We start from the raw sequence: 20,566 nt of genomic DNA, 5'->3' as shown, positions 1-20,566 counted from the left end.
ATTGGCATAGCAACGAGCCGCAAATGTTGCCGGGATAAGCTGGACGTAAGCCCAAAGGAAAAACAGCTTTAAGGATATCGGGCAGACGTCGTTGCCCTGCGTTGAAGTGTACCTTTATCGCTTGCGCGATCGCCGTTCTCAAAGGTTAAACGGTGTTATCGCCCGAAGGCTTCGTCTCTCAGATTACGACGATTTTGGCTGCGGCCACCCGAAGGCATCAGTCTCAGGCCGCACTTCTTTCCCTATGATATTGGCTTGCGATCACCCGAAGGCGCTTCTCTCAAATCGCTGGCACAGTTCCGCTTGCGTTGAAGCATTGGCTGTTGTCGGAGACAACAATGTAACACCCGGAGAATAAATCTTTCGATGAGATCTTTCAATATATTGCTTTAATTTTCAGCATCTATTAATCTCGATTTATAGCGACATTGATAGGGACATATTAATGGATGGTGTAATAAAATGGTTCAGTGAAGAGAAAGGGTACGGATTCATCACTGACAAGAATAACAAAGACTATTATTCTCATGTCAGTGATATAAACGGTGCCTTGCTCCCTGAAAAAGGAAATAATGTTAGCTTTGAAATTGAAATATCACTAAAAGGCGAGCGAGCAAGGAAGGTAATCATTACCCAAAAGGCTAAGAATACATCATCTGATGATAGATTAGATTTTTGTCGCTGTTGTAATAAAAAAGTTTTCCCACGGATGATTACTTACCAGGGGGAACCACAAAAAACAGTATGTCCATATTGTGCGAGAACAATAAAAGTTTTAAAAAAAAGCAGCATCTTTGATTTATTCATAGAGTTGTTCGATTTTATCCTTTCTACTATTGCTATGTTATTTGAAGTCATTGCATGGATTTTCAATTTATTTATAGGCAAGAATAAATAATGGATAATAACCGAATGAAATACAATAATAAAACATCACACCAATCAGATATCTGGTCTGTACTTTTCAATGGGCTAACCGAAGCCATAAAGATGGTCCTTTCGATTATTGTTGCTGTCGCCGGAAGCAAAGCTGTTACTTCAACCGATGACGAAGAACTGCATGCAGGTTACAGAAATGGACATAGTGGCTACGGTAACTATGGTGAAAACAACCAACGAATCTATTCTGATGACGATTTATAGAAGCAGGCAACAAGATTTCTTTTCCGTTGCCTGCTTTTTGGGGTTATTTTTTCGCTTTGGAAGCCCCTTTTGTAGCTACAGTTTTAACGACCTCACCAGCCACACCGGGTCCCTTAGCTCCCGCTTGCTGCGATCCTTGACTAGCTTTATCGACTGCTGAAGACAACGCCTGTCCTATATTCACACCACTCCAACTCACAGCACCAAACCAGAACATCGGTAGTACCACATACATAGCTCCCAGCACCAGATTCATAATCCACCCATCCGAGCCGATGCTGGCAATCCAGTTATTGAAGTTGTTGGTATACCCCTTATAGCTAGCGTACAGCAACTGGATAAGCTTATCGTCCAACCAGCCCCCCAGTTCCCACCAGAACGGAACAAAAATTATCGCAAACATCGCAAAAGTAATAGTGACTACTACCTTTGGATCATACGCGCCAAACAACATCACCAGCGGAATGCATATCACTATAGCCATCAGTAAAATAGCATGAACCATCGGCAACGCCTGTCGAAGTGCATCAAACGCCGGTAACTGCGTCGCTTGCGCACTAAAAGCACCCAGGCCGCTTAGGAATTCTTTAATACCGGTGTCAATACCCGTTCCATGTCCTTGTTGATTCCCTATCATATAAGTATCACCACTTCCGGACATATGTATATTCTGTGGACTTACCAACCAGCGAAGAAGGCTTTCCTCCCAATTATTCGGAGATTTCGCCTTCATCATATTGACTGTACGTTTATCAAAACTGTCCAATAAACGACTTTTCAGCCCCTTCCCTGACGCGCTCCACCAATCTTTGCACGTCGGATACCCCCCTCGGCCAACATCAGGGTAACCACTGTCACGCCCTTCATTATAAGGCCATGCAGATAATGGTACTGTTGACGTGTAATAGTCGTAATATCCTCCAGTATTAAGAAAATAACTCGATCCAATCCAACCAACCGAATCAACTGTTACCGCTGTCAGTTTTGGATTACTGTTTTTGAGTTTGTAATATGCTTTTGCATAACACTGTCTGGCAAAATCCTGAACTTCCTGCCTGATTACAGGATCAATTAATTTCGTATGCTGCACTTCAAAACGCAGTGTCCGGAAGTCATTACCACAGGGAATAGAGGCTATCGCGGCGTGTGTAATCCCTTTCGATAGCGAATGTACCAGATACCACCATGCCGGGATTTTCGCAGTCTGGCCGTTAAGCTCAGCAATTAATGGCCCATAGCCGGACTCATCCGGTTTAGGCACGTTCACGCCGCACTGTGAAGAACGAGTGCGATCAAACTTCATCGTCGAGATATCAACGTCCTGTATCGGCATCGCACAAAACATGATCACCACAAAGGCGACATAAATGACATGCTCCATACGCGGTAATGCCAGCGCCCCTTTGTTACCTTCGTCGTCCCCCTCTTCCCTAACCTTCAGCCAGACGCCCGCTATTTTGAATGCCAACGGGATGGCAAAAATCCCGGTGGTGGTAATAATCGTCCACAGCGCGTTATTGATCAGCCAGCCCATCAGAACCAGCACCATTTCAAGGTAGCTATCAGCTGTCATCACATTCCCCAACGCGAGCAGGTGATTTCAATCATCACAAACAGGTACACCGTCATGATTTCCAGCCGGTATACCTGAAAGCGGCGGGTACAGTGACTTAGCAGATAGCCCCGGACACGGTGCAGCCAGAAAAACGCGATAACCGTATACAGCACCAGCCTCCAGAGCAGGAGCGGCGTTTTTATCTGGCGTAGCCATGCCCGGAGTTCTGCCTCACTGCCAACAAAATGCAGAAGGATGAAACTTAAGCCTCCCAGCACCAGAATGGCAGTAACGCAGAGCAGCATAATCCGCACGATTCGTTGCCAGAGTGGTTTACGAATGATGTCCATATCATTCCTCCACCTTTTTATTAAGATTCTGTATGGCATCGTCATTCTGATGTGCAGACTGGCGTAACCCATTGTCCGCCTCGCGACTTTCCTGGCGGCTTAGGGCAACAAGCAATGTGTTATTGCTGATTGCCTTTCGTATCTCCATCTCATTCTTCAGCGCCTGAACTTCGCGATCCAGAAACTCAAGGCGACGATCAGACTCGGTGAGTGCCATTGTTTGATCCGCCGCGTTTGGTTCAGCCTGGCCTGCCATCAACATACGGCGCATTCCCAGAGCAGTAGAAATCGTATCGGCCATAGCCAGTTCGCTGGCAAGTCGTTGTACTAATGCAGCGTTATCCGGGTCATCTTTCAGTGCCTGAATCACACCTCGGGTAACGGTCAAATCACCTGATTTAAGTTTTGCTAGGTTGGAGGCATTTGGAGCCAAGTTCCCGTTTACCAGCTTCGCTAGCGTTTCCGTATTTTCTTTTGTGGTTTCCTCCAGCATCGGAGAAAAACCAACGCCAGCAGTTGATGCTCCCGCTTCGTTTTCTACACCACCACTACTGCACTCACTGGCTTCTGTACATGTTCGAATAGCCCGGTCACCCAGCACTTTCACGACTGCTTCTGCCGCCTCATCACTGGTTTTATATTTTTTGCACAGAGATCCATTACAAGCAGATCCACTTACCCCCCCACTACTGGTTACTGGTTGCTTATTTAGAATATTGAATCCAGCTTTTGCCATGTCATGCGTCGGCCTTATCGCTTTTTGCCCACTGCCACCACGTTTCTGCCCCCCGATCCATTTCACACCTTCTTTACCAGTAGTGGTTTTTAATTGATTATCAGCCGCTACCGCGTCCGGAGTTATAGAGACTATTTTTTTGAATTCTTCACCAATAGACGCCTGTGTCCATTTGCTTGAGTAAGCAAAGTCAGTCATTTTTGTTGCCATGTTTTGGCAATTCAACTGTGCTTTATCGAAAGCAACGGTTGCCTGTAAAATACCATTGGACAGTAATTCATATAAACCTGGATTCGCTCTTTGTAAAACCATAGCGGGCAAACTAGCAACAGCTCCGGTAGCACCTGTAATTACCGTTCCCATCATATCTTTGAAGCCATTCGTCACACCATTCAGCTGATTTTTAACTGTGGTCGTTACATCAAAATTACCGCACATAAAGTCGCTGTCCCAGTTGATGCCCATACTGATTTTTTCCATATTGTTATTGCTGGGCGGCTGCGATATTACCGTCCCGCCACCAATTGTATAAAATAAATTATCATTAACTGCTCCTTTTATTCCCTTACTGTTATCTTGATTAATAAATTCATTGTCCAGATCAAATACAGCCTGTACTGGAGTACTCAGGGTAATATTTGCCAATAAAATACCGCTCAAAATAAAATGTTTGTTCATAATAACTTTCCTTGTAATTAAATAGCTGCGCCGGTGCTGTAGAGAAAGGTTTGCCCCATTTGCTTACAACAACTGTAAGGTTGCCATAGCGCCCAAGCATAATTACCGTCCAGTGAAAGTGGATTTATATTGGTAATCTCTGTGATGTCAGGAAATACGGCGCAGGTCATAGATGGCATCGGAGTCAAACGCTGCCATTTGTGGTTACGCATCCCCGTATTCTCCAGGACCGGAAATGGAGGCCAGTAACCCGGTTTAGGCATATCCACCATCGGTTGATATACATGCAACTGACCAACACGGGTAATAATATCTGCCGCCCGCTGTGCTACGACCGCAGCCGCTTTATAGTCATTTGTCTGTGTCACAAACCCACTACGCGGATAAACATTCCCCCACATGCTCCCGGCAACGGTTGAACCTATTTCACGCAATCCCGGTGTAATAGCTTCCGGGAAAAATGATTCTGGAAGCCCGGACCGCCATACCACAGCATCCAGAGTACTCAGGAGGTACGGCATCATCGGTGTGGCAGAACTTGCGCAGGTGTACCCCATTTGCCCCGTGAAGTTATTAAATGCTGGAGATGCTAACGCAGGATGGCCGATCGCATCGGCATTCTTGAAATGCAAGTTGTCTTTGCGTCTGGAGCGTTTTTGTTCATTCGCACCACCACCGTCGGCAATGCCAGGAAGCACTGGTCCCATAAATGCAACTTCTACCCAGGGATTTCCACCGGCCTCGTTGTAGCTGGAAACTACCGCATTAGGAATAAAGTGGTGCACTTTTACCGATGTTTTTACCGTACAGCCTACGGGAGTACAGAATAACCAATAGCAAATGCCAACGACTTTATACTCCATGCATTGAGGTGATAGTGCACTGGCGATGATTTGCGCAGAGGTGATTGCAGAAGTCACAGCTCCAACAGTAAAAGGTTGTGTTGCCCATCCGACAATCAGTGCAAGAACCAGCCGGTTTTGACGAATTCGACTTAAACTCATTGTGCCTCCCTGAACTTAGTAAGACTTGCCTGAGCTACCGCCACATCTGCCGTTCCATAAACTACATAGCTGTTGTCAAATACCACGGCAGGGTATTTCTCCAGTTTAAGACTGTACGCCTGTAAAACGCCCTGATATGCCAGTGTTATTTGCTGTTGTTTTTGCTGCCAGTCTGGTGAATGGATGATGGTTTTTGCAACCTGTTCTGCCTGCACTGGATCAGCAGGCAACTCACCAAACAGCTGCCGCTGAACGGTATCCGGCGCATCCAGGTAAACCACCTGGTCGCTGGCAGTATTTACAGTATTTAATGGGGGATGGTGGCTGTCGGTGTAAACAACGGTTGCTGCCGGTGCCTGAGCAGCAACGGCCAGCAACAAAATCAGGAACTTAGAAGGTCTCATAACGCACTCCTGTGAGGGGGAAAATCACAGGGTGCGCGGGATCAAAATGAAAGGCAGCAAACAACTCTTTACTGCTTTTTGAAATTTTTCAAAACAATACTGGTCGATTGGCCGATAGTTTCAAGGGGTCTAAGACTCTAAACTTAGTAGCAACAGCCCGTTAATAAATGGTTATTTATTCACTGCAAAGGATATATTTTGACTACTCAAACAGCCAATTCGGTATTAGATCTTGATCGCTTAGACTGGTCTCGTAGAGCAAATTGCTTCGTGTGTCATGCTGCTGATATTCCAGTATCTAGCGGAATATTCTATGAGGTTGGGTCGAATGACCTAAAACATACAATCTCAACCAATAATACAACTGGGCAACCAGAAGGTGCTTTTGTGCATGGTAATCTGGACGGTTCGGCATTTCGTTGCCCACACTGTGGCCTATACGTTGTAAGCGGCTCCCTAATGGCTTCGGGAAATGCTGCTGTGCAAATTAGAGAATATCTCAGCACTCATCAGGAATACCAAGATGCCCCTAAAGTCATTCATACTTACGACGTAGGTCTTTAATGACTGGCAATTTCAGTATTGAGCTCCTTCACGTTAATGGTTCTTTAACACAACCTATTCCATCCATGTAGAAACAGAATCTGGTAAAAGAGTAACTGTTAGTGTCCCTTACTAGTGTCCCTTACGATACCAATGGTTCAGCATCAGTAAATATTGATGGTGAATTCATATAACTATATGTTTAATAAGCTCCAGTTCTCGTTTCACTGGAGCTTATTTGCTATAATTCTCTCACTAACGCTATTACCAGATAAACCACATCCACCGCATCAGGCACATTGATATACCAGCGTGGCGCATGTTCATAATCCTCCGCCACCGGCCAGCGCAGACTGCCGGTGACCGTCAGCAGCAGATTAACCATGCCTGATTTCCCCACCACCTGAACAGCCAGGCAGTTATGCCCGGCCACGCGATGAGGAGAATAAGTAAACGTCGCCTTCTCCCCTACCTGCTGACGGATCTGGCGGCATAATTCCTCCAGTTGTGCATGATGGTGCTGGCTGATTCGCGGATTACCCTGTGGCGGCGCATCAAACAACACGCTGGTAGTGGAAATATTACCGTCCACCACGTCCAGCACGGTGGATCTGAATCGCATCATGCTGCCTCCTTCGTGGTAATACCACGGGCGATATCCAGTTGCTGTGCAATACGCTTCGCCGCATCCAGCTCGCTGATACCGTATTCAACCATCAGCGCCCTACGTGCCGCCTTCTCATCTTTCTCTGTCATCCCCAGAGCCAGATACAGGCTTGGCGGTACAGCCCGGAACAGCGCCTCGATACGACTTGCCAGTACTACGCCTTCGGTGTAGCAGCGCGGCGTTTTAGTTGCAGAAAGCAGCATCGCTTTTTGCTCTGCGGTGAGCTTTTTAAAACGAGCGATCTCTTCCACCTCTTCCGGGGGCATCACCAGACAGAGCCACCACTCAATCATATTGAGCATCTTCTTGGCCGTGGCCGGGAAGTCTTCCAGGTTCTGCGTTGCCAGCCATAACCACGCGCCGAGCTTACGCCACATCTTCACCACCTTAACCACATACGGGGCCAGCAGCGAGTTCGTGGTGATCATATGCGCCTCATCGGTAGGGAAGACGATTTCCCGGTCCAAAAACTGGTCACGTTCGGCGATGTTATTGATGGTGTTAACCAGGGATGTATAAGCCACCGCCAGTGGTGCTTCATAGCCTTCACGCGCCAGCGTACCCAGGTCAATCAACGTAACATCCGCTTCCGGCCAGTTCTGTCCCGGTCGGTTAAATAGCTCGCCCAGGAAGCCCTGCATAAATACACCCAATGACTCGCCCATATTCTGCGCCCGGGCACGGCGAACTTCAGGACGTGATTCATCCTTCGCGAAGGCGTAAAACGCATCCTGAAGGTCGGCGGTGATCATCTGCCTGTCTTCATTCCAGGCTTTACGCGCACCGGCCAGAATCGCCTCTCGCATCATGCCCCGGTCGGCACGTTCCAGCCGCGCCTCTTCTTTCGCCTCACCACCGGTGATCATCAGACGGGCAACAATCTCCAGTTCGCCCAGGATATCGCGCTCTTCCTCTGCGTCGCCGTCATCCGTTTCCTCCACCTCGATACGCTCACTCAGTTCGCTCTCGTCAACGTTTTTCACCGGCGCTTCAATTAGCTTGTACGCATCGGCGAACGGGGCCAGCGAGATACCGCAACCCGGTTTGATGCTGATCTTATTCACCGATAACTCCAGCTCCGCGCAATAGTCTGCAAACAGACCAAACGAGTTACCGGCTTCAGCAATAAACAGACGGGGCCGGTGAATCGCCATCAGTTGAGCAAAGAGGCTGTTAAGCGTCGCGGACTTACCAGAACCTGTCGGGCCAAACAGTACCAGATGCGCATTTTTGGAACGGTCGGAACTGTTAAGCGGATCGAAGGTCAGCGGCGCTCCGCCCCGGTTAAAGAAGGTGAAGCCCGGATGACCGGTGCCGGTGTCACGACCAAACACCGGCAGCATATTTGCCATATGCTGAACAAACGTCAGGCGAGTGTACCAATTCTTCTTGTCTAGCGTCGGGTTAAAGCACATCGGCAGCGCCCGGAGATAGCTATTCAGCGGCGCAACATCATATTCTGGTTTCACCGGCTGCAAACCAGCGTTAAGGAGGATAGCCGTCAGGTTGCGCTGGCGACTGTTCAGCGTTTTCAGAGATTCACCGGAGAGAAAGAACGTCATGCTGGCGCGATATAGTTTATGCCGTTCACCCAGATAACTTTTTGCTGTATCAGCATCGGCCCGGACGCGTTCGGACTCAGTGTTTTCACCAATCGCGTTTTTCGCCAGATGGTTGAAGCGTTCTTCCAGCACGTCCTGCGGTTGCACGACTATCGTAAGGGAAATCACCGTTCCTTCCGGCAGCAAGTCCATCAGCGCGTTGATGTTCTCCCCTTTGCGGGTTTCGCCGGTCAGATGGCCGACCGAGGGCGCCCGACGGATGCGGTCAATTGTCACCGCTTTATGCGGTCGCTCATCAAACCACCACACACCATTCTCAACGTCAGAACGAGGTGGCGTAAACATCAGGGTTTCGCTGAAATCGTTAAGTACCGGCAGCTCGCCGTTGCGGGTGTCAACATGTGCCGCCGTGCGATACAGAGTCTCCTTATCCACCCAGTCCGGCTCAGGGTTAAACCAGCGCAGCAGCCAGGCGTGGATCTGCTCGCCGTTCTGCCGGGAAGTCACTATTCCCGCCCCCGCTAACGCAGAAGATAGCCGCTCGCAAACCTGATTCAGTTGCTCTTCCGGCGAATATGGTTCGTTCGCTCCCGGGTTCACATAGCGATAAATGACCATCCGGGTACGACGCTGCTGGCCGCGCCACGGCGCACCTGTAATCGCTTTGTCGATAAACAGCCCTTTAGGTACGGCAATACCGCGCATATGGCATTCCATCTCATTCATATATGCGTTGGTGAATGCCGTTCCCTGCGCCCACGGTTTGACATAGCCACGCAGCCTATCGATGTACTCTGTCACGTCAGTTTCGTCCTGACAGAAGAACTGGATGACCCACGGGTGACTGTCGCGCTCGTCAAAGCTGTCCTGAAGCGCATCCTCAACGATGTCGCGGATCTCTTCCAGGCGTTCGCCGGTGCGCCCTTCGGTTCCGACCGGCACCACTTCAAATACGGCGCCCACCGAAACTCCATCATCGAGCAGCAAACTCTGGCTTTCCGGCAGGTATTCCACCCATGGCAGGAAATCGATAAACGATGCGTTATTGGGATACAGCGAACGCACACCATCCTGCGTCAGTCTGCCGCTCTTTTTCAGCTCCGGACCGGATGGTTCACCAGTAGCGGGCTGCGGCTGCTTTTTTTTCGTAAACAAACTGAACATCAAAGCGCCTCCAGCCGTTCACCCGGCAATGCATACTGCACCCGGCTGTAGAAAGAGAAGACCGAGCTATAGCCCGGCACCGGCGCAGGCTCATTGCCTGCCATATGCGGGTAGATATAAATCACCATATCCGGGTTGGGCAGTCGCGGGAAAAGTTGCTGAATTTCATTTTGCGCATCGCGGGTATAGCTCTCTTCCAGTGTCTGACGGGTCGCCATTTCCGCATCGGTCAGCCCCCGCCGTAGTACGCTCCGGGCCTCCGTCGTGGTCCGGGCACTACTGGCTTTGTTCTGCCACAAATCCAGCATCGTGCCGTCACCAGGCGGCAATATTTCATCTTTAGATGTGCTGCATCCAACCAGTAATAACGCGACCAGCACAAGCAAGTATCCTTTCATGGCATCTCCTTAATCCAGCTCGTGTGACCGGCTGACATCAAAATCGTATTTGACCTTGCGGCCCTTCTCTTCGTAATCAATCGGGATCTCGCGGGTAATATGCACAGCAACATTCGCACCGGGAGGAACGTAAATCGCATCAAACATCTGACCGTATCGCGCTTTTACCCATTCAGCCAGCTCGTTCGTACCGCCTGATAACGCCTTACCCAGCGCAGCCTGTCCCGCACTGCCGGTCAGCGTACTGGTAATTGACGCCCCATCAGTAGTGGTTGTGGTCTGGCTTTCCGACATCGCATCAGACGCTGCACCGGCTGCCGAAAGGGCAAATAATGTGGGGAGGTAGGTTGAGGCGTTGCTTTTACGGTCGCCGGACAGACAGGGAATGCCGTGTTCATCGGACAGCCATCCGATACTGCCACCATTTGATTTGACGTTACTGCCGTCACTGGATTTTGCCGACTGCGGCACCGTGCGTACCGTGCCATCAGTGAAGACAAACGTGATGGAGTGGACTTCACCACGTACACAGGACAACACCCAGTCGCCGGTGGCCGTACCGGACACAATCGCGCCTTCAACATCCGGCAGCTCGATGCCGTTGGCGGTCAGGTTCTCTTTACCAACAAGCACCTTGAAGGGATAGGGATCGGTAACCTTGCCATCAATCGGCACGCGCCCCAGCAGGGCGGTCATGGCCTGGCTACCAACCAGCGTTGAGTTTTCCGGCAGGGTATAAACCGGCAAATCGGTTTCCTCAATGGCCTGCTGATTTTTCGCATTACGATCCAGTTCGGCTTTCTGACGGGTGATCTCGTTGTCATTCAGTCCACCGAACGCCGTAGGAAACTGGAATGTGCCAGTACCATTGGTTGCAGCTGCCGCGCCGGTGACCGGTTTACCGTTACGATCCAGTTGTACACCATCCTGCGGTTCAATCCAGACCGTGCCCTGCGCCACCGTTTCGTCCTGCCCTGCATCTTCCAGCCCCAGTCCGACAGGTAAGTCACTGCCTGCGGAAATGTTGCTGCCCGCTCCCGGGCCGGGAACGGTATTTTTCAGTGATTCCAGCAGACCAGCCAGCCGCTGCTGTTCAGCCTGAAGTTTTTGCTGCGCCTGGGTACTCTCCTGTTTGGCAGCATTCACCGCGTCATTGATGCGCCCGTCCACGTTGTTGCCCTTGTTTTGCAATCGGGCATTTTCTTCTGCCAGTGCCGCATTCTGTTTCTCCAGATTTTCCTGATTCGTCTGAATTGTTTTAATACGTCCAACCAGCGTACGTAGCGTATCCTGCGGCGTATCGCCCTCGATGCCGAGGATGCGCAACTCTTCCTGAGTCAGGTCGGCTACGGTGGCGTTATCTGCTGAAGCCTGAGTGTGTTTTGAACCACCGCAGGACTTCACGCCGATCATGACTGCCGACAGCAACACCACCGGCACGATGACCTTCAGCAGAGTATTGGATTTAATCTGCATCGCCCTTCCCTCCTTTACCTGCTTTCGCCTTCACTGGCTCAGGAAGAAACGCGGTATCAGGGCGCCCTTTGGTCACAAGATAAACCGTTGTGGTATCTTCCGGCGTTCCACTTGCCCCCAGCCAGCGATGCTGGAACGTGGCACTGTAGAAATTTCCCTGAAGACGACGTGGATCGAGAACAACTTTCTCCTGGTGTTGATTACGCAGCGTCAATGCCACCACGCTGTAGCCCTGCAATGCCCATGCAGCCAGCGGTTTTACCTCAACGGACTCTGATGGAAGTAATGACGTCAGCTTCTCCGGTAGTGCCAGCGAAATGGAATGCACACCGGGCAACGGCTCAATCGTCCGTGACGGTGCGTAGAGACTTTGTGCGGCATAGCGGGTTAAGGCCACCGGCAGCGGAGTGGTAGATTTTTTCTCTTTCGGTTTCGATGCGGACTGTCGTTCGTGGGTGGTTGCGGTTTTATTGTCTACCACTGCAACATCACCGTTTCCTGTCGAACTGGATACGTCCCCCTGATAGACCAGGCTTACCGGTTCCAGAATGTTTTTTCCCTCATCGGCACTGATATCCAACAGGATCATTTCACCGTTTTCTACATCCTGAAGCACCAGACGCGTACGGGCAAATTGCGCACCCGGTTGCAGGTATACCGCTCCGCCTGTACTTTGTACGCGCAATTTTCCTTTCAGCTCAGGTGGAAATCCCACGCGCACATTGCGGTTCACAAACACAATACGCTCCTGACCAACATGCAGGGCCACTGGCAACGGAATACGTTCCCACCTCACCAATTCAACCGCCTGTACTGGTAATGTGACAAGGCAAACCAGTGACAACAAAAATCGTCGTAATCTCATCAGTTAAACACTCCCTTATTCTCTTCCTTAACGACAGGGGCCGCTTCCAGACGCTGCGGCGCTTCCGAGAGACAATCCAGCGCCAGACCAAATGGGTTGGCTTCCGGATTTTTATCCCAGCGCACCACCTTCAGCGGAAAACGCACCAGTGAGCGTTTAACCGGCTCGGAGTTAACATATTCATCGGTGACTAAATCCAGACGAACCTGCCAGTTATCGCGGTCAATAATGGTGACGCTGTCATCCCGGTAACCCCGCTCAGGGATCTCCGACACGCCGCGCACACGGTCCCGTGATTCGCCCAGGTCCTTACGCTGCTTCGCATCCTTATGCAGTAGTTCCTTACAGGTCGGCGTCAAATAGGCTGATAACGTCTCTATGCGGTACGGATAATCAACGTCGCCATCCTTCGGCCAGCTGTTCAGTTGCTGGAAAATATAAAAGCTGAAGGCATAGACTGTTGAGGGAGGAATTTCCCACCACGGACGGGAGCTGCCGGAGCGGAGATCGGGAGGATTGTGAATGGTCAGATTGCGCGGAGACATCATCCAGCCAAACATGGACAACACTAACAGTACCAGCATAACCCCACATGCTGCGCGGAGCGTCAGGATATGGTTATCGCGAGCATTCAGGGCATTTTTAAACTTACTCATGTGTAGCCTCCTGACGGCGAACTACAGGACTCAGGCGGCGTAACGCCAGTACCTGACTGTTTAGAATCAGCCCTTTTGTTCCCAGACCAAACTGAGTAAACAGCAGATCCAGCCTGCGATAGAGATAGTTTTCCGGTTTGCCCCGTTTGAAGCGCGCCATTAATCGGCCACCAAAAATAACCGTGACCAACGGCATCAGCAGTGCCACTGTCGGAAAGGCTATCCAGCCGAGAAAGGGTAGAACCGGTATGGCGACCACGAGGCCGCCCAAGACGCTGAACAGCGCAGTAAATCCCAGTTCCGGCGTGGTGAATCCACGAAATACCACCGGCTCAGCATTAAGCCGGTCAGGCATAAATTCGATAGTCGCCATACACTATCCTCAAAGCAGGATTGTCGCGGCTTTGGATGCCAGCCAGATAACAGTGACAATCAGAATGACCCCAACAACAACCAGCATCCCAAACTTGCCCCATGTTGCTTTGCCATCACGAACTTCAGAAAAAGTTGCGATAATTGCATTCCCCACTGCCAGCATGGAACAAGCTGCAAGAACTAACCCCGCCAACACGACACCATCATTGATATATCCGTAGAACTGACCAACGAAAGAGCTGTCAGTGCTGCTTTTGGGGCCCTCAATGGCTGGCAAACCTGCCCGCGCCGCAGAAATTCCGGTCAGGGAAACCGTCAGAACCCGCGCACACCAGAGTCGAAAAGAAAAACGCAGAGAAGATAATGCAAAGCAATACATAGTTATTTCCTTATAAGAACGGCCAGATTAGCTGGCAAAGAGATAAATACTGATGATAATGAGAAGGACTGCCCGAATGGCAAAACGCATCATTGATTGCTCAGTGACATGACGAGCGGCATAGCCACGATAAACATGCACAAATCCCCACCCCACCCACAAAATCAACAGCGCCAGTAAAGCACCAATAAACAATTTGCTCAGCATCGCGGGATCAGCGTTACCGCTAGCAACTTTAAATGCGTTGCGTTGGGCATCGTTCACGGACGGCGCTCCATCCGGTACTGACCAGTAAGAGATGCTGAAGGCACTGGTTGTGCGCGTGAAGGCTCCAGGTAAACGCTAATCCCCTGACGAATGGACTTGATGTCCTGAGTTGCTCGCAGATAATCGAAATAAAAGCGTCCGTTCTGCCCATCCTGAACGGCGACAACACGGGCGCGTTCCAGAGCAGCCTGCACCTGGTCCAGCTGTTTCATTACCAGCGCCAGCTCGTCAGACTCAGTGGCCTGAGCGCCCGATGCCAGCAGAATCCCCAAAAGGCACCATGCCCGGGGTTGTGTCATGCGCATGTAAACCTCCTTCAATGCGGTTGCATGTACGAAGGGAGAGTGGCGAAAAGCGCTATATCAGGCAGTAAGAAAACAGAAGTGGAATTTTGAAAATTACGGAAGGGGTAAGGCGTGGCGCATAATGCGCCATCGGGGTTCTTTGCCACCCCGACGCAAGCAAGCTTGCGCTCCCGGCAAGGCTCTCCCCCACACCAGAAAGACGCGCTAACTTGCTATTCTAGTGTGGGGGAGAGCTTGATAAAATGCATAAAATGATAACAGTCTTAAATTATTAAGAGAGTCACAATATGGCACAAACCACATTAGCACTGATACTATCAACAGCGATAATAGCAATAGCCGCTATTATTTTTTTTACTTATATATTAAATGATGTCATCACAGATTTGTGGAAAAAACGTTTTGAGACAGGCATCAAAAATGGGATAGAGAAAAATAAAATCCAAAATAATGATATCTATATACTCGCTGAGCGGTGGCCTATTGGGAAAATAAATATACAACACTCTCTTAACCGGGTTTTTGATTATTATATCAATACCCCAGACCAAGACACCCTTAATCTAGTAAAAATTAGAGAAATTATTGACTGGCATAAAAAGCAGGATCCTTTTTCAGAATTGCCAGAAAATATAAAGCTACAGCTTACAACGCTACAAAATATTTCTGATGGAAATAAAGAGATCGTTTTGCAGCTTTCAAAGTCATTGAGTGAATTATATCTTTCAAAAGAAAAAAGTTTTCGTTCAGAAAAACGAATTGCCCGTATCAGTCTTTTCCTTGCTATAACAGGCGCTATTTCTTCATTCATCTCCCTATATATAACAATGGGTTAGCCATTTACAAAGTAACTGATAGATAAAAATCACATAACCTACCAGACGTAAAAAAACCGACTTAGCATCGGCTTTTTTACTTTTCCACTCGTAATTAAAGGCAGGGAGCCAACCACTCTCTGCCTTTTAACATTTTTGAGCCGCTATAAATACTTCTTAAAACTCCCCATCGTCACCGAAATCGCTAATCCCATCAACAATGCTGCCGGTAACAGCAACAAATTGGGATAGACAGCAAATGGCGCAGACAGGTACAGCACACATGGAATATACGCCGCTGGTTTCACCACGCGCTTGGCATGATGGTAGAGGAAACTCGACTCATACGCTGCACCGTAGCGGCGTAGATCACGTCGAACCATCCCATCAGCAATTCCAATAATAGCGACCAGCACAAATAACGGTATCGACAGCACCAGAATGGTCACCCGCATCAGAAAGACCAGCGAGACATACATCGTTGCCATCAGGTATTCATACGCATTCCGTACTGCCCAGGCACTCCAGGCATTAAGCTCATCCGTAACGCCATTACCACTTCCCGCAGCAGGTGACTGAATGGACTGTAACCATCCCATAAAGCCGCTATTCACAAATAGCCACTGATAGCCCTGTGCGATCCATTCCTGTACTGTCACCACTGGTGATGACAGCAGCAAACTTTGCGTAAATCCTTCCGCAAAATAACCGCTTTCTGTCTGCATAACAGCGCGGCTATGTTCCGCCCCCTGATCCGGCCAGAAGAACGCAATCCCGATGTACTCCACAATCAGACTGAACAACAGCGAAACCATCAGCATCCCGATAATACGCCACGGCATATCCCACAGCAGCACGGTAAAAAAACCATGCGGCTTTGGTGGCGTGGATGGTTGTGTCGGGGCAGAAGAGGTGTTCATCTGCGACATAACATCCCCTTAATGCACAGCCAGCGACTCCATCTGGCAGTTCAGTAACATCTCTTCCTGCCCCACCCAAATCCACAGTGTGACAATGTCAGTGAGCGTATCCGTATCAGTTGTGGCTTCATATCTCGGGCGATAGCCCAGAGAAGTCAGACGCTCAATAATTTCCGGGATCTGAAGTGACGAGCAATCCTGCTCGCACAAGACATCCATCACATCACGCGGGACTTTCAGATTATTGTATCTTGAAGACGCCATCACCGCTTCAACCCGATATCGTTGTTTCATCATGATTTCCTTTTCAAAAAGTGGCTGCATCATAATCTCCTGGTAACGCGCTCCCCGACCACCAGGCATCGCTTGTCCGATAATTTCGCTGCATATAATCGGCAATTTGCCCAATACTATCCGGCATCAGGGCATCCGCGCCAGCAGCTGGCAGCGGCATCCGGATCTTCCACAACCGGCCACCTTCCAGTAAGGCGAACGCCTGTCCTTTTGGCAGATTGATCACATTCGCGGCAGTGATCAGCGGCATACGCACCGTACTTACCCTGTCCTGTGTGTTTGAAGTAAAATCACTGCACATTTCGGGGTTCGAAATATCGGTGACACCGGAAACCAGCGTTTTGGTATAGACCTCCACTTCCGGCAATTGTTTAGTCATTAGTTCCGCCGTTTCTGTATGCCGTACCCGCAGCATAACCAGGCTGTTAAAGTTCCCCACCACCTGCGCCGCTTTCGCAGCATTACCCAGCCGCGCTTCGATATCCGGCAGAGTCTGGGTATATGCCGTCACCTCGATGCCCGCCCCGCCGCCCTTGTTGATGAGCGGGATAAATTCATCCCCCATCAGTTCATTGAACTCGTCACAGTGCATGCTGATCTGCGTCTTCTTACCTTCGTTACCGGGCAAACCGTCATTTACACCAAATTTGTAGATATGCCCAGCCACGGAAACCAGATCGGCAAACATCGAATTGCCCACAGCTGCCGCGACTTCCGGATCGGACAACGCATCAAGACCGATATACACCACGCCCTTTTTACGGATCACCTGCTGCCAGTCGAAGATAGGTCGCGGATCTGACATATCGGTGTAATTCGGTGAGATCAGTTGCGCCGTCTTACCGGAAGTCAGTTTCTCCAGCAACGGCAGCAAACTGGCGACAATCTTGTCGTAATACTTCTGGTCATAGCGTACCGACGAACGCAGACCATCAAGCACCGGGTCGTAAATCTTCTTCCCTTCATCGCTGTTCAGCACCTGTTCTATCGCCACCACCCGCAGCGAACGCCCTTCCATATGCCGGGGAATATCACGCTCATCAAGTATTTGCGCCAGATTTTCTATCTGTTGCCACAGCGCCGGAGTGTGCTTCACCATCCACGTTTCCGCATAGGTTTCAAACAGATCGCCGATATTGTTCACATAACGCTGAATCAGACCAAAATCCGGGCGTTGCCCCAGCGCAACCAGCGCCCGGGCAATAATATTGACGAAACGCCAGGCGAACTCTTTGAATGCGGCACTATTGCCTTCACTACTGAGCTGACCGGCAACACGCGAAGCCACTTCCGAGATACGACCAAAGCGCCCGACCGCGTTGTAACGGGCACTGATATCCGGCCAGCCCAGATGAAAGACATGAAATTCACCGGCACGCCCCGCCCGGTGTGCTTCGGCATACATGCGCTTAAGCAAATCGGCATCGCCTTTCGGGTCGAAAACAATGGTGACGTTACCGCGACGAATATCCTGGGTGATCAGCAGCTCGGCGAGGCGAGTTTTGCCGACGCGCGTGGTACCCAGAACCAGCATATGCCCGACTCGCTCTCCCAAGCTCATAGAAACATTGACCTCATCCGGCTCAATGCCATGAAGCGCCGGATGACCGCCAACCGGAGGCAATGGCCGGACGGGATTCAGTGCCGAATCACGCGCCAGCAGTTTGCACAAAGCGGGAAAGCGATGTTCGTAGTGCTGTTCAAAACGACGAGCTGCCTGGTATAACGCCGGTGGATTAACGTAACCCGCCACCTCCGGGCGCAGTGTATCCAGCAACCTCTGGGTATGCTTTTGCTCCCACATAAACCCTTTACCCAAAAATAGCCGCTGGTTACTCACTGGCACCTCTGCGCTGGTAACAATATAACGCGGCAGACGGCGGATATTGCGCCGGTAACGTAAAACCTTAAGCCCCTGCTGAATGCGTTTTATCGATAACACTGCAAATCCTGCCGCCGTAACGTAGCTGACAGACGGTGCCAGTGCTACTGCCCACGGAGCCGTCACGCATATATAGCTGGCGCAGGCGGCAACAACTGCGGTGTTCAGCTCCACCGCAGGTCGTAGCATGGCTTCAATAACATAGCGGTCACTCATTTTTTCCTCCCGTCATGTCCGGCAAGAAAAATTAACCAGATGAGAAAATTCATTGCGGCCAAGCCAATCAAAAGACTGATTTCATCCAGTGGTAATCCCACCCTCATTGTTCCAGTCCCTTCTCGCTAATCAGTACCGGATAGTGAGAAATACCCAGCCGAACGGCCAGATCGCTCCCAGAAACCGGTAGCAACTCAAGCCCGTTAGCCTGAGACTGTAAATCATTCCAGGCGGATTCACTGGCGACATTCACCACATAGCCCACGGCATTAAGCTGAATAAGTTGGTCACGTCGCAATGCCAGCCAGCGTCGGGAAAGCTCGTCGTCACCAATCAGAAAAATTGATCGCATTCCGGGCATAGAGAGAGAACGCGCTTCCAGCTCCCCTGGCGAAAGCTCAGGAGTACGAATGGGTAATACCGATGCTTTATCAGGTGTTGACAGTGTCAACACTTGTGGAGCGGATGATTCCTCTCCCTGATTGTTAATACCGACAAAGTATTCAGCCGTTGACTGACCACCCAGATCAGCGACAACGGTCAGCTCTGCCTGACTTATACCCGAAAACAGCAGTGCGAGAACCAGCGGAAAACGTCTCATCATTGTGTTCCTCCCTGATTGAATGCCAGCGTCTGTGCAGACAGCTGCAATGTGCCCAAATGACGCGACACGATGGCCTTGTAGATTTGAGCAGGTTTGCCACCCGCAGGATGGTGATAGCACCCCGCAGCCGATATCCAGCTCCCGGGGCTACGTTCGTAACAGGCTCGCAAAATACGGGCCGCAGCGTGAAGATTTATATAGGGATCAAATGCGTCCCAGGTAGATACGAAATGATGTCCATTCCAGCCCAGATTGACCTGCGCGATACCAACATCGATACGTTTGAGCGGATAGCGCCGCATAAAGTCCAGCAGTGCCTGATAAGCTTCGTTCCGGGAGGCGTAGCGATATCCCTTCCCGGCGACATTAATTGTCCAGGGCCACGGGCGAACACCATGCGCCAGTTTGCGGGATGATTCCGTTAACGCCAAACTGTACAACGCCTCAGCAGGAACATTCTCCGCCTGCGCGACCCGATGGTATCCTTCAGGAACAGACTGCGCAGCCAGACACTCTGGTAGCACAATGAACATTACCAGCCAGATCAGTTTACTCGCTGCCATCCCTGCGCCCCCTGCTGTAACACCACTGGCATCAGCCCGTTGCCGTATTTCAGCCACATCCCGCTATCGTGATTTAGCGTTACCTGGCGGGATTTCACCTTTTCAGCAGGGATATTATGTTTCTTCGCCCAGCTTCGAACCGCCTCATCTTTACCACCGCTATCAACCAGATAGATATCCAGCGGCTGGTTCGATTTCATCAGTTGCGACAGTTTACGGTCGCAAGCAGGGCAATTATCTTTCACAAACAGCGCCTGACGGGCGTTACTGGCTTCACTCCGTAGATCCTGAACGGGCAGAACGCCGGGATAGACACGCATCCACGCGCTATTCACTTCTCGCTGAAACGCCAGTTCCGCTTCAACCCGCTGAAACTCCTGTTTCACCGCCAGCTCAGCAAAATGACGGCGTTCTTCATCACTTCGCGCCTCGATACCCAGCATCGTCAGCGGATCTAATCCAGGAGACAACACACCGCGTCGTCCTTTTTTCAGCGTCTCATAACGCTGCCATTCTTCCGTTGTCAGCCCCCACTCCAGTGCGTTTCTTTTCATTTGTATAGGTTCCAGTTCCTGAAGCCGGGAATCCGCCATCTGGATAGCAGAAGCTAATGCATCAGATACAGTCACCACTGATTTTTGAGACTGTTGTGTAGTGATCTGATCATTTTCCGAAGTCGTGGCAGCAAATGTAACTGTTGACACTGTCAACACTCCCGACAACAACACAACGTTAAGCTTTTGCA

Annotated in this window: 24 protein-coding genes; 3 read left to right on the top strand and 21 right to left on the bottom strand. The window is 50.3% G+C overall.

Annotated features, from left to right (window positions below; genetic code table 11):
• Positions 1-445 precede the first annotated feature (445 nt).
• Positions 446-898 (top strand): cold shock domain-containing protein, encoded by a 453-nt coding sequence (locus tag FEM44_RS12700; RefSeq protein WP_138159018.1) that lies wholly within the window; start codon positions 446-448, stop codon positions 896-898.
• Complete coding sequence (locus tag FEM44_RS12695) at positions 898-1,143, top strand: hypothetical protein (RefSeq protein ID WP_135523599.1); 246 nt, start codon at positions 898-900, stop codon at positions 1,141-1,143. The genes FEM44_RS12700 and FEM44_RS12695 overlap by 1 nt, the downstream gene beginning before the upstream one ends.
• A gap of 43 nt (positions 1,144-1,186) precedes the next feature.
• On the opposite strand, the gene FEM44_RS12690 is transcribed toward FEM44_RS12695, so the two are convergent.
• The 15 genes from FEM44_RS12690 to FEM44_RS12620 form a co-directional block, all read right to left on the bottom strand.
• Positions 1,187-2,716: a conjugal transfer protein TraG N-terminal domain-containing protein gene (locus FEM44_RS12690; protein WP_135523598.1), complete on the bottom strand. Its 1,530-nt coding sequence runs from the start codon at positions 2,714-2,716 to the stop codon at positions 1,187-1,189.
• Entirely contained in the window at positions 2,716-3,048 is a 333-nt protein-coding gene (locus FEM44_RS12685) for a hypothetical protein (protein WP_135523597.1), read from the bottom strand. The genes FEM44_RS12690 and FEM44_RS12685 overlap by 1 nt, the downstream gene beginning before the upstream one ends.
• A gap of 1 nt (position 3,049) precedes the next feature.
• On the bottom strand, positions 3,050-4,462 hold the full coding sequence (locus FEM44_RS12680) for an integrating conjugative element protein (RefSeq protein WP_138159016.1): 1,413 nt from the start codon (positions 4,460-4,462) through the stop codon (positions 3,050-3,052).
• A 17-nt stretch (positions 4,463-4,479) separates the two neighbouring features.
• Positions 4,480-5,466 (bottom strand): TIGR03756 family integrating conjugative element protein, encoded by a 987-nt coding sequence (locus FEM44_RS12675; RefSeq protein WP_135487866.1) that lies wholly within the window; start codon positions 5,464-5,466, stop codon positions 4,480-4,482.
• On the bottom strand, positions 5,463-5,870 hold the full coding sequence (locus FEM44_RS12670; protein WP_135523596.1) for a TIGR03757 family integrating conjugative element protein: 408 nt from the start codon (positions 5,868-5,870) through the stop codon (positions 5,463-5,465). Before FEM44_RS12670 ends, FEM44_RS12675 begins: the two co-directional genes overlap by 4 nt.
• Positions 5,871-6,654: 784 nt before the next feature.
• A complete protein-coding gene (locus FEM44_RS12665) occupies positions 6,655-7,038 on the bottom strand; it encodes a hypothetical protein (RefSeq protein WP_135490035.1) in 384 nt (127 codons plus the stop codon).
• Positions 7,035-9,809, bottom strand: a complete 2,775-nt coding sequence (locus FEM44_RS12660) for a conjugative transfer ATPase (RefSeq protein WP_171022603.1) — start codon at positions 9,807-9,809, stop codon at positions 7,035-7,037. The genes FEM44_RS12665 and FEM44_RS12660 overlap by 4 nt, the downstream gene beginning before the upstream one ends.
• Positions 9,806-10,204 carry a TIGR03751 family conjugal transfer lipoprotein gene (locus FEM44_RS12655; RefSeq protein ID WP_135487862.1) on the bottom strand — a complete coding sequence of 133 codons (399 nt, stop codon included), beginning with the start codon at positions 10,202-10,204 and terminating at the stop codon, positions 9,806-9,808. The genes FEM44_RS12660 and FEM44_RS12655 overlap by 4 nt, the downstream gene beginning before the upstream one ends.
• A 9-nt stretch (positions 10,205-10,213) precedes the next feature.
• On the bottom strand, positions 10,214-11,680 hold the full coding sequence (locus FEM44_RS12650; RefSeq protein ID WP_135523595.1) for a TIGR03752 family integrating conjugative element protein: 1,467 nt from the start codon (positions 11,678-11,680) through the stop codon (positions 10,214-10,216).
• Entirely contained in the window at positions 11,670-12,545 is an 876-nt protein-coding gene (locus tag FEM44_RS12645; RefSeq protein ID WP_135523594.1) for a TIGR03749 family integrating conjugative element protein, read from the bottom strand. Before FEM44_RS12645 ends, FEM44_RS12650 begins: the two co-directional genes overlap by 11 nt.
• Positions 12,545-13,201, bottom strand: a complete 657-nt coding sequence (locus tag FEM44_RS12640) for a PFL_4703 family integrating conjugative element protein (protein WP_135523593.1) — start codon at positions 13,199-13,201, stop codon at positions 12,545-12,547. Before FEM44_RS12640 ends, FEM44_RS12645 begins: the two co-directional genes overlap by 1 nt.
• Positions 13,194-13,574, bottom strand: a complete 381-nt coding sequence (locus FEM44_RS12635) for a TIGR03750 family conjugal transfer protein (RefSeq protein WP_135410409.1) — start codon at positions 13,572-13,574, stop codon at positions 13,194-13,196. Before FEM44_RS12635 ends, FEM44_RS12640 begins: the two co-directional genes overlap by 8 nt.
• Before the next feature lie 9 nt (positions 13,575-13,583).
• Entirely contained in the window at positions 13,584-13,955 is a 372-nt protein-coding gene (locus FEM44_RS12630) for a TIGR03745 family integrating conjugative element membrane protein (RefSeq protein WP_135523592.1), read from the bottom strand.
• A gap of 27 nt (positions 13,956-13,982) precedes the next feature.
• Positions 13,983-14,219: a TIGR03758 family integrating conjugative element protein gene (locus FEM44_RS12625; RefSeq protein ID WP_135490041.1), complete on the bottom strand. Its 237-nt coding sequence runs from the start codon at positions 14,217-14,219 to the stop codon at positions 13,983-13,985.
• A complete protein-coding gene (locus FEM44_RS12620) occupies positions 14,216-14,527 on the bottom strand; it encodes an integrative conjugative element protein, RAQPRD family (protein WP_135410412.1) in 312 nt (103 codons plus the stop codon). The genes FEM44_RS12625 and FEM44_RS12620 overlap by 4 nt, the downstream gene beginning before the upstream one ends.
• Positions 14,528-14,814: 287 nt before the next feature.
• Here FEM44_RS12620 and FEM44_RS12615 point away from each other — a divergent pair, with 287 nt between their 5' ends.
• Positions 14,815-15,363, top strand: a complete 549-nt coding sequence (locus tag FEM44_RS12615) for a hypothetical protein (RefSeq protein ID WP_138159012.1) — start codon at positions 14,815-14,817, stop codon at positions 15,361-15,363.
• Positions 15,364-15,506: 143 nt separating this feature from the next.
• On the opposite strand, the gene FEM44_RS12610 is transcribed toward FEM44_RS12615, so the two are convergent.
• From FEM44_RS12610 to FEM44_RS12585, 6 genes are all read right to left on the bottom strand, one after another.
• Positions 15,507-16,271: a TIGR03747 family integrating conjugative element membrane protein gene (locus FEM44_RS12610; protein WP_135523590.1), complete on the bottom strand. Its 765-nt coding sequence runs from the start codon at positions 16,269-16,271 to the stop codon at positions 15,507-15,509.
• A 9-nt stretch (positions 16,272-16,280) separates the two neighbouring features.
• On the bottom strand, positions 16,281-16,559 hold the full coding sequence (locus FEM44_RS12605; protein WP_240726897.1) for a hypothetical protein: 279 nt from the start codon (positions 16,557-16,559) through the stop codon (positions 16,281-16,283).
• Positions 16,560-16,569: 10 nt separating this feature from the next.
• The gene (gene traD / locus FEM44_RS12600) at positions 16,570-18,654 is read right to left on the bottom strand and encodes a type IV conjugative transfer system coupling protein TraD (protein WP_135523589.1); all 2,085 of its coding nucleotides are present in this window, start codon (positions 18,652-18,654) and stop codon (positions 16,570-16,572) included.
• A 103-nt stretch (positions 18,655-18,757) separates the two neighbouring features.
• On the bottom strand, positions 18,758-19,258 hold the full coding sequence (locus FEM44_RS12595; protein WP_135523588.1) for an integrating conjugative element protein: 501 nt from the start codon (positions 19,256-19,258) through the stop codon (positions 18,758-18,760).
• Positions 19,255-19,791, bottom strand: coding sequence for a transglycosylase SLT domain-containing protein (locus tag FEM44_RS12590; protein ID WP_441316617.1), 537 nt, complete (start codon positions 19,789-19,791; stop codon positions 19,255-19,257). Before FEM44_RS12590 ends, FEM44_RS12595 begins: the two co-directional genes overlap by 4 nt.
• Positions 19,792-19,802: 11 nt before the next feature.
• The gene (locus FEM44_RS12585; protein ID WP_420053867.1) at positions 19,803-20,414 is read right to left on the bottom strand and encodes a TIGR03759 family integrating conjugative element protein; all 612 of its coding nucleotides are present in this window, start codon (positions 20,412-20,414) and stop codon (positions 19,803-19,805) included.
• Positions 20,415-20,566 lie beyond the last annotated feature (152 nt).

The organism is Escherichia sp. E4742 (genome assembly GCF_005843885.1).
Taxonomy (GTDB): domain Bacteria; phylum Pseudomonadota; class Gammaproteobacteria; order Enterobacterales; family Enterobacteriaceae; genus Escherichia.
This window is presented reverse-complemented; position numbering and strand designations above follow the sequence as displayed.

Bases quoted from the DNA above. Each gene is read 5' to 3' on its own strand.
- FEM44_RS12700 (WP_138159018.1), top strand. From the start codon at position 446: ATGGATGGTGTAATAAAATGGTTCAGTGAAGAGAAAGGGTACGGATTC.
- FEM44_RS12695 (WP_135523599.1), top strand. From the start codon at position 898: ATGGATAATAACCGAATGAAATACAATAATAAAACATCACACCAATCA.
- FEM44_RS12690 (WP_135523598.1), bottom strand. From the start codon at position 2,716: ATGACAGCTGATAGCTACCTTGAAATGGTGCTGGTTCTGATGGGCTGG.
- FEM44_RS12685 (WP_135523597.1), bottom strand. From the start codon at position 3,048: ATGGACATCATTCGTAAACCACTCTGGCAACGAATCGTGCGGATTATG.
- FEM44_RS12680 (WP_138159016.1), bottom strand. From the start codon at position 4,462: ATGAACAAACATTTTATTTTGAGCGGTATTTTATTGGCAAATATTACC.
- FEM44_RS12675 (WP_135487866.1), bottom strand. From the start codon at position 5,466: ATGAGTTTAAGTCGAATTCGTCAAAACCGGCTGGTTCTTGCACTGATT.
- FEM44_RS12670 (WP_135523596.1), bottom strand. From the start codon at position 5,870: ATGAGACCTTCTAAGTTCCTGATTTTGTTGCTGGCCGTTGCTGCTCAG.
- FEM44_RS12665 (WP_135490035.1), bottom strand. From the start codon at position 7,038: ATGATGCGATTCAGATCCACCGTGCTGGACGTGGTGGACGGTAATATT.
- FEM44_RS12655 (WP_135487862.1), bottom strand. From the start codon at position 10,204: ATGAAAGGATACTTGCTTGTGCTGGTCGCGTTATTACTGGTTGGATGC.
- FEM44_RS12650 (WP_135523595.1), bottom strand. From the start codon at position 11,680: ATGCAGATTAAATCCAATACTCTGCTGAAGGTCATCGTGCCGGTGGTG.
- FEM44_RS12645 (WP_135523594.1), bottom strand. From the start codon at position 12,545: ATGAGATTACGACGATTTTTGTTGTCACTGGTTTGCCTTGTCACATTA.
- FEM44_RS12640 (WP_135523593.1), bottom strand. From the start codon at position 13,201: ATGAGTAAGTTTAAAAATGCCCTGAATGCTCGCGATAACCATATCCTG.
- FEM44_RS12635 (WP_135410409.1), bottom strand. From the start codon at position 13,574: ATGGCGACTATCGAATTTATGCCTGACCGGCTTAATGCTGAGCCGGTG.
- FEM44_RS12630 (WP_135523592.1), bottom strand. From the start codon at position 13,955: ATGTATTGCTTTGCATTATCTTCTCTGCGTTTTTCTTTTCGACTCTGG.
- FEM44_RS12620 (WP_135410412.1), bottom strand. From the start codon at position 14,527: ATGCGCATGACACAACCCCGGGCATGGTGCCTTTTGGGGATTCTGCTG.
- FEM44_RS12615 (WP_138159012.1), top strand. From the start codon at position 14,815: ATGGCACAAACCACATTAGCACTGATACTATCAACAGCGATAATAGCA.
- FEM44_RS12610 (WP_135523590.1), bottom strand. From the start codon at position 16,271: ATGTCGCAGATGAACACCTCTTCTGCCCCGACACAACCATCCACGCCA.
- FEM44_RS12605 (WP_240726897.1), bottom strand. From the start codon at position 16,559: ATGATGAAACAACGATATCGGGTTGAAGCGGTGATGGCGTCTTCAAGA.
- traD (WP_135523589.1), bottom strand. From the start codon at position 18,654: ATGAGTGACCGCTATGTTATTGAAGCCATGCTACGACCTGCGGTGGAG.
- FEM44_RS12595 (WP_135523588.1), bottom strand. From the start codon at position 19,258: ATGATGAGACGTTTTCCGCTGGTTCTCGCACTGCTGTTTTCGGGTATA.
- FEM44_RS12590 (WP_441316617.1), bottom strand. From the start codon at position 19,791: ATGTTCATTGTGCTACCAGAGTGTCTGGCTGCGCAGTCTGTTCCTGAA.
- FEM44_RS12585 (WP_420053867.1), bottom strand. From the start codon at position 20,414: ATGGCGGATTCCCGGCTTCAGGAACTGGAACCTATACAAATGAAAAGA.